The sequence below is a fragment of the Bremerella sp. JC817 genome, assembly GCF_040718835.1.
GTDB lineage: Bacteria > Planctomycetota > Planctomycetia > Pirellulales > Pirellulaceae > Bremerella.
The window spans coordinates 65,084-77,922 of the sequence record NZ_JBFEFG010000281.1; the positions used below are offsets into that span (position 1 = coordinate 65,084).

General features: G+C 57.4%; 8 protein-coding genes. All 8 read left to right on the plus strand.

What is annotated here, in order from left to right; all coding sequences use genetic code 11:
- Nucleotides 1-20 precede the first annotated feature (20 nt).
- The gene (locus AB1L30_RS23430) at nucleotides 21-590 is read left to right on the plus strand and encodes a sigma-70 family RNA polymerase sigma factor (RefSeq protein WP_367016556.1); all 570 of its coding nucleotides are present in this window, start codon (nucleotides 21-23) and stop codon (nucleotides 588-590) included.
- Nucleotides 587-2,014: a DNRLRE domain-containing protein gene (locus AB1L30_RS23435; RefSeq protein WP_367016558.1), complete on the plus strand. Its 1,428-nt coding sequence runs from the start codon at nucleotides 587-589 to the stop codon at nucleotides 2,012-2,014. Before AB1L30_RS23430 ends, AB1L30_RS23435 begins: the two co-directional genes overlap by 4 nt.
- Before the next feature lie 40 nt (nucleotides 2,015-2,054).
- A complete protein-coding gene (locus AB1L30_RS23440; protein WP_367016560.1) occupies nucleotides 2,055-4,532 on the plus strand; it encodes a hypothetical protein in 2,478 nt (825 codons plus the stop codon).
- A 148-nt stretch (nucleotides 4,533-4,680) separates the two neighbouring features.
- Entirely contained in the window at nucleotides 4,681-6,123 is a 1,443-nt protein-coding gene (locus tag AB1L30_RS23445; RefSeq protein ID WP_367016562.1) for an SWIM zinc finger family protein, read from the plus strand.
- Nucleotides 6,124-6,159: 36 nt separating this feature from the next.
- Nucleotides 6,160-7,986, plus strand: a complete 1,827-nt coding sequence (locus AB1L30_RS23450) for a hypothetical protein (RefSeq protein WP_367016564.1) — start codon at nucleotides 6,160-6,162, stop codon at nucleotides 7,984-7,986.
- Between the two features lie 62 nt (nucleotides 7,987-8,048).
- Complete coding sequence (locus AB1L30_RS23455; protein WP_367016566.1) at nucleotides 8,049-9,173, plus strand: AAA family ATPase; 1,125 nt, start codon at nucleotides 8,049-8,051, stop codon at nucleotides 9,171-9,173.
- Entirely contained in the window at nucleotides 9,170-11,503 is a 2,334-nt protein-coding gene (locus AB1L30_RS23460) for a DUF5682 family protein (RefSeq protein WP_367016568.1), read from the plus strand. The genes AB1L30_RS23455 and AB1L30_RS23460 overlap by 4 nt, the downstream gene beginning before the upstream one ends.
- Before the next feature lie 14 nt (nucleotides 11,504-11,517).
- Nucleotides 11,518-12,723, plus strand: coding sequence for a VWA domain-containing protein (locus AB1L30_RS23465; RefSeq protein WP_367016569.1), 1,206 nt, complete (start codon nucleotides 11,518-11,520; stop codon nucleotides 12,721-12,723).
- Nucleotides 12,724-12,839 lie beyond the last annotated feature (116 nt).

Genomic DNA, 12,839 nt, shown 5'->3' on the forward strand with positions numbered 1-12,839 from the left:
TCTTCTTTATTGGAGTCCACATGATGCCAAATTCCGAACAGCCGACGCCCAGCACTTCCTCGGAAGCGAGTTCCGAGCGTGATGCCCGTTTCGTCCAGCTCTTCGCCCAGAACCAGCAACGGATTGCGATCTATCTGAAGACGTTGGTCCCTGATCAGAGTGCGGCCGACGACATCTTTCAGGAAACGATGCTCGTGCTGTGGCGCGAGTTCGATCGCTTCGAGCACGGCACGAACTTTGTCGCTTGGAGCTGCACGGTTGCCCTCAATCAGGTACGAGCATGGCGGAAGAAACAGCAGCGGGATCGCCTGCAGTTCTCGGACGAGTTCCTTGAAGCGTTGGCCCATGATCTGGATGCCCAGGAAGAGCAGTTGCATCACCGCTATCAACTGCTGAACGATTGTCTGGCTGATCTGCCCGACCATCATCGGCAATTGATCGCGTATCGCTATTCTGCGGGACAAGCGGTCGACGAGATCGCAAAGCAAACTCAACGGAGCATCGACGCAGTCTATCGCCTGCTCAGCCGAGTGAGAAACACACTTCAGCAATGCGTCGATAAGAAACTGATTGCGGAGGAAACCGCATGAGCGACGGTTCCCTGGAACTCCGACGTCTGAGCGATAAGCTCTTCGACGGTCAGATCACGGCCGAAGAACTTTCGCGACTGGAAACGCTCTGCCTGGCCTCGCCGGAACTACGTCGGCAGTTTATCGAGCTTTCGCACTTGAATGCCTCTCTCCAGCATCTGGGAACGTCGGTAGAGACTCCATCGACTGCACGCCGCTCGCAAGGCTCTTCATCCGTCGCCGATCGTCGTCCGACTTCCACTTTGATTTCAGGCGTCTCCGTGGCGGTCGCCGCCCTTGCCTTGTCGCTGCTGCTTTTGTTTCAGCTTCTGCCCGGCGAAAGCGCTTCGTCAACCTTCGCCGCGATTTCGACCACCCCTGGAAGTCACTGGGTGTCGGCTTCGATCCCTACCTGGAACGAATCCCGCATCGGCGCTGGCCATGTTCAGCTTGCCGACGGCATCGCTCGGTTCGCTTTCGACAACGGCGCGACCGTCGAGATCGAAGGCCCTGCTGAGCTCGAGATTCTCGACGCAATGCATTGCCGACTCGTTCACGGCAAGCTGGTGGCAACCATTACGCCAGAGTCACAAGGCTTTCGGGTCGACACTCCGGACGCGGTGCTGATCGATCAGGGAACGAGTTTCGGCGTGAATGTCTCGGACGAAGGTCTTTCCAGCATGCAGGTCTTCGAGGGGCTGGTCGATGTCGAGCATCGTGCATCCGGCACGCGTCTTTCTGTCAAACAATCGGAAACCGCGACGATCTCGGCTGATGGTGTGGCGAAGTTTGCCGACGTTAACGAAGCCTTTCTCACCAGCGATTCCGCACCCCCTGCCCCGAAGCCGCAAGTCCAAGTCACGACAGCAACCGGCGGCGGGAAAGATCAATGGATCATCCGCGACGCCGAGCTGCGTTATGGCCCCGAAGATCTGCTGATGATCAAGCTCGCCAAAGAAGGGTTCTCTGGCTTTGACCGCAAGATCTACCTGCAGTTCGATCTCACCGAAATCGATCTTTCGCAAGTGAGTGAAGCCACCTTCGACATTACCGCGGCCCCCACCGGCATTGGCTTTGCCTCGCGCATGCCTGATGCCACTTTCGCGGTTTATGTCCTCACGGGCGATCAGCTCGACGACTGGCAGCCGGAGACGCTGACCTGGGAGAATGCCCCGGCCAATATCGACGCTGGCAATCAGCTTGCCGCGGAAGCTGCCCGCCTGGTTGGCCAGTTCACGATTCCTCGCGGACAGAAGCAAGGTACGTTCCGTATCGACTCGAACGATCTTGCGGAAACGATCCGTTCTGATACGGACGGTCGCGTGACGATCGTCCTCGTCCCCCAGACGCGCGAAGCCATCAGCGGTGCGCTGGTGCATGGCTTTGCCGGCTCGCTTCACCCCACTTTACCACCTCCGACGCTGCGATTGATTTTAAGCGATTAGTCGTCGCGACTTGTCCCCTACCCCCATGGATGCCCAACCCATGCAAAAGATGCATATCGCTACGACGCTCGCTGTCGTGGCACTAGTTTGTGCGGCTGTTTGCCCTGGTCCAGCTTCAGCGCAACCACCGCGAAGTATCAGCGGAATCTACCCGAACCTGGCTTACTGGAATAACCTTGGCGAGTGTGGCACTGGCGCGGTCGTTCCGTGGGCAGGCAAGTTGTGGGTGATCACCTACAGTCCTCATTCACCCAAGGGATCTTCCGACAAGTTGTACTCGGTGACAAAGGATATGCAGCTCGAGCCGTTCGCCGATAGCGTCGGTGGTACGCCTGCCAATCGGATGATTCACCGCGAAACAAATCAACTGCTGATTGGTCCGTACGTGATCAGCCATGAAGGCAACGTTCGTGTACTGACGCCAGAAGCGATTCCAGGTCGTCTCACCGGCAACGCGCGCCACCTGTTCGACCCGGCGAATAAGGTCTATTACGCGACCATGGAAGAAGGGCTCTATGAAGTCGACATGAACTCGCTGGAGGTGACTCCGCTGTTTCAAGACGATCAGTCGCACGGCAGCAAACTGGGCCCCGATCCCACCGCTTACGAAGTTCCCTTCGCTGCGCTACCCGGCTATCACGGCAAAGGGCTTTACTCAGGCCAAGGGCGTTTGATCTATGCCAACAACGGCGAATACTCGAAACAAGCTCAGTCCCGCCCCGACGTTCCTTCCGGCTGTCTCGCCGAATGGGATGGCAAGAGCAAGACCTGGAATGTCGTGCGAAGAAACCAATTCACCGACGTTCGCGGTCCTGGCGATCTGCTTGGCAACCCGAATCCGGAAACCGACCCGGTCTGGGCGATTGGCTGGGATCATCGTTCGCTCATCTTGATGCTGCTGGACGACGGCGAGTGGGTCAGCTATCGCTTGCCAAAAGCTTCGCACTGCTACGACGGAGCCCACGGCTGGAACACCGAGTGGCCACGAATTCATGACATCGGCGAAGAGGACTTTGCCATGACGATGCATGGCATGTTCTGGCGATTTCCTAAAACGTTTACCAAAGCGAACTCGGCTGGCATCGCGCCACGATCGACCTACTTGAAGGTAATTGGCGATTATTGCCGTTGGAATGATCAACTGGTTTTCGGCTGCGACGACGCCGCGCAGAGCGAATTTCTGAACACGCGAAAAGTGAAAGGGAAAGTCGCCGGGCCTGGCCAATCGCACTCGAACCTTTGGTTCACTTCGCCTGACATCCTCGATCAGTTGGGGGCACCGCTGGGCCGTGGCAGCGTCTGGGCCGCCGATCCAGTCCAGGCCAACGACCCTTCCGATCCTTTCCTGTTTTCCGGCTTTCAGCATCGCTCGCTCTGTCTGCTGCATGGCAACAAGCAGCCGGTGACCTTTACGCTGCAAGTCGACCGAGAAGGCAATGACCAGTGGTCGGAGCTGACGCAGATCACGGTGCCCGCAGGCGAAACGGTCTGGCACGCGTTAGACGCGAAGGAACCAGGCGTCTGGTTGCGAGTCGTCGCCGATCAGGCCTGCGACCAAGCCACCGCGCAATTCCAATATCGCAACGACGATATTCGGAACCCAGCCGACGCTGCGATCTTCAATGGTGTTCGCACCGGCGATTCGGTCAATTATAGCGAAGGACTCGTCCGGGTACGTGGCGACCGCCTGCAAACCCTCGGTTTCGCGGCAATGCAAGTCGAAGATGGTAAGGTCGTCCATGAAGGGATGTACGAACTGGACGGCGATTTGAAGCTGGTCGACATCAAGGACGCAACAGCCTTGAAGTGGACGCGTGACAACATCGCCATTCCCGAAAACGTGCTGACGATCGACGATGCTTCGATCTTGTACATCGACGACAACGGCAATCGCTGGCGGCTCCCCAAGCAGAAGACTTCGGCCGCGAAGTCCGGCGACTTTGGGCCAGTCCGTATCTCACGAGAAGTCGCGACCGAGCGTGACTTGCTTCACTGCGGCGGCAGCTTTTACGAACTGCCGGCCCGAAACGCCGGGGGAATCGCCAAGGTTCGTCCGATTTGCAGCCATCCTTTCGCTATCCACGACTATTGCAGCTACCGCGGCATGATGGTTTTGACCGGGGTTGATACCAACGCCGAAAGCGAGCACATCATTCGCTCGGAAGATGGACGCGTGGCGGTCTGGGCCGGGGTGATCGACGACCTTTGGAAGCTGGGCAAGCCGGTCGGCCAAGGTGGCCCCTGGAAGGAGACCGCCGTAGAGGCAGGCGTCGCTTCGGATCCTTACCTGCTGACTGGCTACGACCAGCGTGCGCTGACAGCAAGCAGCGACAAGGCAACCGACCTTCAACTGGAAGTCGACATCGACGGGACCGGCAACTGGCAAACGTTCGAGACGCTTTCGCTGGAAGCGAACCAGCCGCAGACCTACGAGATTCCTTCGCAGGTCCAAGGCTATTGGATCCGTTTCACGTCGACCAACGATGCCACTATGTCGGCGCAGTTGACGTACGAATAACAGATTTTGTCTGACAACCTGAAGGGGTGAACGTTTGGTAAAGTTTGACCAAACCTTCACCCCTAACTTGATTCCTGTACACCACCCGGCCAAAATGCGTTCGTCTTGGATGGACGTCTTTTCTTATCGATGGCGTGGGATGGATGGAATGATATCGATCGACGAAGATTTCATCGCTGCCGCAGCCCCCAACGCGGCGGCTGCCAATAACGGTCGTGGTCTTGTTTTGAAGAATAAGTTCGTTGCCCTGCATCACTCCGACGACAACACGTTGTTGTTCGGCGAATGCCAGGGAAGCGGCAAGACTCCTTATCACTGCTCTGCCGACTTCACGAATCCTGCCGCGGTAACCTATCGCTGCAGTTGTCCGAGTCGACAGTTTCCCTGCAAGCACTCGCTTGGCCTGCTTTACGCCTATGTCGATGGCAAATCGTTCACGCCGGCGGAAGTCCCAGAATCGCTCGCCAGCAAACGCGAGAAAGCCGCTGTCCGGGCCGAGAAAAAGAAGGTCGACGCCGACAAGCCCCGCAAGGTCAACAAGTCGGCACTCGCGAAGAAGATCAAAGCCCAACTCGAAGGACTCGATCTGCTCGAGAAACTGACGCTGGATCTGGTTCGCCTTGGCATTGGCAACATGAACGCCAAGTCGGCCCGTGATATTGAGAAGCAAGCAAAGCGTCTGGGGGATTCTTATCTGCCCGGGGCCCAAACGGCCCTGCACCATTACACGAAGCTGTTCTTCAACGACGACGAAGCGAAGAGTTCTGCCCAGCAGGAACGCATCTACAGCGAAGCCCTCGACCAACTTGGCCGCTTGCACTCGCTTGTCAAACAAGGTCGCAACTATCTGAACTCGCGCCTGGATGATCCGGAACTCGCCCCAGAGATCGAATCGGCCATTGCCGCCTGGCTGGGCCACGCGTGGCAACTACGCGAGTTAAAAGACGCCGGCCTGGTGCAAACCGATGTCGAACTGGTTCAGCTATCGTTCAACAGCTACGACGATGTCGCCCGTCGCGAATGGGTCGATACCGGTACGTGGATGAACCTGAAAACGGGAGCGATCCAGCTCACCCAAAACTTCCGCCCCTATTCCGCCGCGAAGTACATCAAGGAAGAAGACAGCTTCTTTCAGGTGGCCCAGGTCAGCGAACTTTGCGTTTACCCGGGCGACGAGAACCCGCGTGTTCGTTGGGAAACGATGACAATGCGGCCCTTAGCCGGTGGAGATTTCCCGAAGATCCAAAGCTTCGGCCATGCCAGCTTTGCCGACGTGATCAAGAAAGTGAAGACGCAACTGAAGTCCCCGCTCGCCGATCGCCTTCCAGTCTATGCCCTCAATTATCAGCAGATTGGTCAGATCGGCGACAAGCTGGTGGCCGTCGATGCCAAGGGAGAACGCCTGGTGTTGACCGAACAAGGTTTGGATGAAGAGCCTAATACGTGCAGTCTGCTGCCGATGCTTCCGCCGCCTTTGCTTCAACAGCAAACGCTGATCGCTCGCTTCCGTCACGACCTCGATTCCCGCAAGCTCGAGATCAAACCTCTCTCGATCGTCAGCCGCGACGCTATTCATCGCTTGACGTACTAACTTCGTTTTCCGCATTGGTTTGTAGGAGTCCAACCGATGAGTATCGCCGTGCTCGGCCAGGTCTATAACGAAGTCCGACGCCTTTCCATCGCCGGAAGTAGCGTCGCCAGTGGTGACTTCCGACTGCAGAAATTGATTGCTCCGCTTGAGAAGTCAGGCGAGAAGGCCCCCGTCTTTAAGAAGGTCGCCGAGGCGGTCACGCGGTTAGTCGAAAGCACCGAGAAGACATCCGCCGAAGCACTGCTCGACCTTAGCACATTAGTCAACGCGATCCTTTACACGCAAGGCCAAACCGGTCTAGAAGGCGAGCTTGAGCCCGTGACCCTAGTCGGCACCGGCATCCTGCCAAAAAGGACACCATCGAGCATCTTGAAAACGTTAAACATCGCACTCACGCAAGCAGGCTCGGGTCGGTTGGAGGTAATCCAAGAGTCGCTTCGGCGCGAACCTTTCCCAGATCCTCGCTTGCTGGAATCAGCGATCGACGCCCTCGATGGCACTTACCACGAAGTGAGCGATCTGGTCGAAGAGAAGATCTTACCGCAATATGGCATGGCGATCATTCCGCTGCTGCGCGAGAAATACGACCTGAAAGGCAAAGCGGCCGATGCCCGTCGGCTGTCGGTCTTGCATCGCGTCGATCCGGAAGGGACCAAGCCCCTGATTCATGAGGCGCTGGAAGATGGCTCTAAAGAAGTCAAGATCGAAGCGATCTCGAAACTGCGTGAGCCGACCGATCTTCCGTTTTTGATTGAACAATCCAAGGCCAAGGCTGCCGCTGTCCGTGACGCCGCTTTTACCGCACTTGCGGAGATCGAAAGCCCCGAAGCGGCCGAGGTCATCGTGCAAGGGCTCACCGGCAAAGCGTCGCTAAACCATGTCCGTGGCGGGCTGACCAGTCGCCATCCGCATGTCCTGGAAACGATCATCTCCGAGATTCGCAAGTCGAGCCAAAAGATCACCACGGCATCTCCGGCCGACCGCAAGTTAAAGCCGCATGTCAACGAATGCGAGCGACTATGCGGTTTGATCGATGCATTGGCCGAGCGAACCGATCCCCAAACCGAAGCGTTACTTATCGAGCTTTTCAGTCAGCGCGACCAAATTACGAAGGCAGAAAGCAAAGACACCGTCTATCGCAGCGAGCCGAAGATCTTGCAGCGGATGAATGAATGCACCGACCAGACCCGTGAACTGTTGATTCAGGAACACGCAAGCCTCGACGAAACAGGCCTCCAACTCGCCGTAATGGCCGCGATGCAGGTCGACAATCCAAAGCGCTTTTATGACTTGTTTCATGGCTACATCGAGAACGGCAAGTCGGCTTCCACCAAGAAACGCGATGCTCGTAATAAAGCAGACCTAATCGCAACCACTATTCGCAACCACGTCGAATATGGGCATCGCTATTGGCATACCGATCGGACTTCCGAGAATCAAATCGCCACGCGACGCGATGCGATCGACCCGCGTTGGCTCGATCTGGCGCTCAAGCATGACGAGATGGTCCTTCTGATTCCACTGGCACGCCCTGGGCATAAGAAATCGCACGATCGCCTTGCGGCCGAGATGAAGAAGATGCTGAAATCCGCCAAGCGACCGGACTATCAAATCGGCGACGTCTTGTCGGCCATATTGCGGTCCGATCACCCGCAAAAGGTTGACCTGGTGATCGAAACGATTCACGCGATGGTCAAGTGGGGCCACGCCTACTACTTCTACATGATCTCTGATCTGATCCCGCGATTGTCGAAATCGGAGGCTCCTCGCTTCGAGGCGTTGTTGGCCGAACTGCCGGACGCGATGGCAGATCGCCTGATTCAAAGCATCGCGGAACTCAAAAACAAATCCGAAGCAAGCTAACTGGCTTATCCGCTTCGACCTGAACGCATCAACCGAACTCTTCCAGACGCAAGGACCCGCCCATGGCGAAAAAGTCAACGGCGAAAGCAACATCTCCTTCCGATTCCAACAGCGACCTTCGGGCCCCGGCCGAGCAAATGTATGCCGAGGAAATCGAAGCGCTCATTCAGGAAGACAAGCACGATAAGCCACCCGGCTGGAAAATGTCGGCCCGCGCGGTGCATACGTACATCTGCGGCGGCAAGGCAGGCAAGCTGACCATCACCCCGAAGTATATCGGGCACAATCGCCTGGTCGAGATCGCGATTGCCACGCTCGTTACCGATCGTGCATTGCTCTTGATCGGCGAACCAGGGACCGCCAAAAGCTGGCTATCGGAACACCTTGCCGCCGCGATCAATGGCGACTCGACCAAGGTGGTTCAAGGCACCGCAGGCACGACCGAAGAACAGGTCCGCTATACCTGGAATTACGCCATGCTGATCGCACATGGCCCCAGTCGCGAAGCGTTGATTAAAAGTCCAATCTTCCGCGCGATGGAATCAGGCACGCTCGCCCGCTTCGAGGAAATCACCCGTTGTGCGTCCGAAGTTCAAGACGCCATGATCTCGCTCCTTTCCGAAAAGCGGCTTTCCGTTCCCGAACTGGCAGTCGAAGTCCCGGCGCAAAAGGGCTTTTCGATCATCGCTACCGCCAATACTCGGGACCGCGGCGTGAACGATATGTCGGCGGCCCTCAAACGGCGTTTCAACATCATCGTGCTGCCGACGCCAAGTTCGATTGAAACCGAGATCGAGATCGTCGGGAAACGTGTTCAAGAGTTGGCCTCGAACCTGGCCCTGAAGTCCGAACTTCCCGCCGCGGATGCGATCGAACACGTCGTCACCATCTTCCGTGAACTCCGCAGCGGCCAGACACTCGATGGCAAGAACAAGCTGAAGTCCCCGTCCGGCGTCCTTTCCACGGCCGAGGCCATTTCGGTGCTGGCCAACAGCATGGCTTTGGCCGCCAGCTTCGGCACCGGGACCGTTTCGGCCGAAGACGTCGCCGCAGGTTTGCAAGGGGCGGTCGTCAAAGACGAAGAGAAAGACCGCATCGCCTGGCAAGAGTATCTTAGCAATGTCCTGAAGAAGCGAGGCACGACCTGGCGTCCGCTGTACAACGCCTGTTCGGAGCACAACGCGTGAGTTGGAAGATCCACGTCTTCGGCGTGCGTCATCTCTCCCCCATGGGAGCGTGGCAGTTGCGTCATTACCTTGACGAGATCCGACCCGATGTCGTCCTCGTGGAAGGTATCGACGACGCGACTCCGTTGATCGAAGACATGACGCGTAAGAATACGCGCCCTCCGATTGCGATCCTTTCGTATACCGATTCACTACCGGTCCGGACGATCGTGACGCCGTTTGCCCGCTACAGCCCGGAGTATCAAGCGATCTTGTGGGCGAAGGAGAACGGCGCGGAGGCTCAGTTTTTCGATCTCCCTTCGGCATGCTTTCTCGGACTGCTCGACGCCGAGTACGACCTGCGCGATAAAGAACGCCGCGAAGCCCTTGAAAGAGAATCGAAGGAATCCGAAACGCCGGAGCCAGTCGATCTTGCCGAGCCAGAGCCCAAGCTTTCCCTCTACCAACAAGTTGCCCAACAGGCAGGCGAAAGCGATTTCGATACCTATTGGGAACGCTACTTCGAGCACAACACGGCCCAGGGAAGTTACCAAGGATCCTCGTTTGAGTTCGGTCAGGCCGTCCGTGACCTAGAAGAAGACCAACCACGTTGGCGGGCCGAGAACCTCGTTCGTGAAGCGTACATGCGGCGTCGAATCGAAGAGACAATCGCGGCCGGAACGCCTCCGGAAAAGATCGTCGCCGTAGTAGGGGCCTTTCACGCACCGGTACTGCATGGCGACTTGCCCGCCATGACCGACGACGAGCTGGCATCGCTGCGTCGGCGATCGAGCAAGTTGACCTTGATGCCTTACTCTTATTTCAAGCTTTCTTCTCAATCGGGCTATGGAGCAGGCAACAGGGCCCCTGCCTACTTCGAACTCCTCTGGAGTTCGCTGAACGAAGGGAACGTCAGGGGGCTTTCGCATCGCTACCTATCGCAGGTCGCAACACATCTTCGCGCCGGCGGAACGCATCGCTCGACGGCCGAGGTGATCGAAGGGGTTCGCCTCGCCGAGACATTGTCCGCTTTGTACGAAGGTCAGGCGCCGACTCTTTCCGACCTGCGAGACGCGGCCGTCACCTTGCTGGGTCATGGTGAACTGGTCACGGTCAAAGATGCCCTGGTTCGCGTCGATGTCGGTACCGAGATTGGCGAGTTGCCAGAAGGAGTCAGCCAAACTTCGATCCAGGCCGACTTCGAGCGTGAGCTAAAGCGGCTGAAGCTCAACAAGTACAAGACGGCCGTTCCGCAGCCACTCGACCTCGACCTTCGCGAGAATCGCCAGGTCAACAGCGAAGAGGCAGCGTTCCTCGATTTGAATCGCTCGTCACTGCTGCATCGCTTGCTGATGCTGGATATTCCTTTCGCCTCGCTGCAACCAAGTCGACAGTCGGCGACTACCTGGTCCGAAAAGTGGGAGATTCAGTGGACGCCCGAAAGCGAAATCGCCCTGGTCGAAGCGGTGCTCGAAGGGGAGACGATTCTGCTGGCGACCGCCTTCCGCTTCAACACGCTGCTCGATCGCTGCACGACGATCGCCCACGCTGCTGTCCTGGTCAACAAAGCTTGCCAATGCGGAATGATGGAAGCGATGGATCAGGCTCGCCGTCGTTTGCAGGAACTGGCCGCCGGGACGTCCGATCTTGTAGCGTTGGCTCGAGCCATGTACGAACTGTCGCTGGTCGTTCGCTACGGCAGCGTACGTCAATTCGATCCGCAGCCGCTGATTCCGTTGATCGAAGAGCTATTCGTTCAAGCGTCATTGGCGCTGTTTGCTTCGTGCGGATGCGACGATTCCGCGGCGGTCGAAGTGCGGCACGCAATCGACCTGATCAATCAGGTCTCGCTCGAGTTTTCCGAGCACGTCGACGAAGCAATGTGGGTCGACAAGCTGCGGTTGCTTTCGGACGCCGACGATCGAAACCCGCAACTTTCGGGATATGCCTGCGCAATCTTGCTGGAACGGGGACTGATTCCGAACGAAGCCCTTTCGCGAGAAGTCTCGCGGCGGCTTTCTCCCGGTGTCCCTTCCGACCTGGGCGCTGGCTGGTTTGAAGGTCTCGCTCAGCGGAATCGCTATGCACTGCTGGCTCGACAAACCTTGTGGGAGCAGTTGGCCGAATATGTTACATCGCTGGACGACGACCAATTTGTCCGCGCGTTGGTCTTTCTGCGGAGGGCTTTCTGCACGTTCCTTCCGCGGGAACGACGCCAGATTTGCGAGAACCTGGGCGAGCACTGGGGCTTGAATAAAGATCAAGCGGCCGAGCTGCTCGAGGCACCTCTTTCGGAAGAAGAGGAAGCCAAGCTCGATGAACTGAACGATTTCGATTTCGACGACCTGTAAAGAGCGAACTGACTATGGATGCCGAACAACTCGCTCGCTGGCGACTGATCCTGGGTGCTGCCTCGCAAGAGACGCTGGGGAACATGGGTGGTGGCTGCACGCTTTCTTCGACGCAGATGGAAATGGATGCGGCCCTGGCCGAGATCTACGGCGGTGGTGACGAAGAGCTCTCGCAGGAAGAGTGGGCCGAGGGGGACAAGTCGAGTATGCCTTCGAGCATCAAAGGACGCGTCACGCCGAAGGTAGCCAAGTGGCTCGACCAGGTCCGAAACTTCTTTCCGACTGATGTCGTGACGCTAATCCAGCATGATGCGATCGAGCGACGTGGCATGAAAGAGCTGCTCTTCGAGCCAGAGATTTTGTCGAAGGTGGAACCATCGCTTGATCTGGCCAGCACCGTTCTGCAGCTCAAGAACCTGGTGCCCGAGAAAGCCAAGGACGCCGCACGCGAGCTGGTGCGTACCGTCGTGGAAGATATCCGCAAGCGGCTGGAACAACGCTTCGTGCAAGCCGTTCGCGGAGCCTTGAATCGCAACCGCCACTCGCCGTTTCGTAGCCTGCCAAATCTCGACTGGCCGCGGACAATCCGCCAGAACATCAAGAACTACAACCCAACCGTCAAGACGATCATTCCTGAGCAGATCTCGTTCTTCAGTCGCCAGCAGCGGCAAAACGACTGGAACATTATCATCGCGATGGACCAGTCAGGCTCAATGCACTCGTCGCTGATTTTCGGCGGCATCATGGGGGCGATCCTGGCGAGCATGCCTGCGGTGGAAACGCATGTCGTTGCATTCAATCATGAGGAAGTGGTCGACCTGACCGAGCTTTGTCACGATCCGGTTGACCTGCTGTTTGGTGTCCAGCTTAGTGGTGCTGAGGACTATTGGATGGCGACATCCTACTGCGAGCGTTTCATGCACACGCCCGACAAAACGCTGTATATCGTCCTGGGCGATCTGTACGACACGAGCCCCAACGAGAACCGTTTCGTCCGGAAGATGGAAGCGCTGCTGGAAGGTGGTTTGCACGCGATCGGCCTGCTGGCGATTTCGGACCATGGGAAACCGTCGTTCAACGAAAACCTGGCGAACAAGTTGGCCAAGCTGGGGATGCCTTGTTTTGCCTGCACACCCAACCGATTGCCCGACATGCTGGAAGCAGTCTTGCGGCACCAAGACCTCCATAAGTTCGCCGAGACCGCCGCGACGAAGGAATAATAGGACCTTTGCGGCGACTTTCACGCCGAAAGAATCTCACCAATCCCTTTCCGGCGTCATGGTTCCACCTAAAATAGAAGTGGTAGCCCTGGCCTTTTCCCATTCGGCTGTTGGCT

Excerpts from the sequence above, each read along its gene's own strand:
- AB1L30_RS23430 (WP_367016556.1), top strand. The coding sequence starts at position 21 with ATGATGCCAAATTCCGAACAGCCGACGCCCAGCACTTCCTCGGAAGCG.
- AB1L30_RS23435 (WP_367016558.1), top strand. The coding sequence starts at position 587 with ATGAGCGACGGTTCCCTGGAACTCCGACGTCTGAGCGATAAGCTCTTC.
- AB1L30_RS23440 (WP_367016560.1), top strand. The coding sequence starts at position 2,055 with ATGCAAAAGATGCATATCGCTACGACGCTCGCTGTCGTGGCACTAGTT.
- AB1L30_RS23445 (WP_367016562.1), top strand. The coding sequence starts at position 4,681 with ATGATATCGATCGACGAAGATTTCATCGCTGCCGCAGCCCCCAACGCG.
- AB1L30_RS23450 (WP_367016564.1), top strand. The coding sequence starts at position 6,160 with ATGAGTATCGCCGTGCTCGGCCAGGTCTATAACGAAGTCCGACGCCTT.
- AB1L30_RS23455 (WP_367016566.1), top strand. The coding sequence starts at position 8,049 with ATGGCGAAAAAGTCAACGGCGAAAGCAACATCTCCTTCCGATTCCAAC.
- AB1L30_RS23465 (WP_367016569.1), top strand. The coding sequence starts at position 11,518 with ATGGATGCCGAACAACTCGCTCGCTGGCGACTGATCCTGGGTGCTGCC.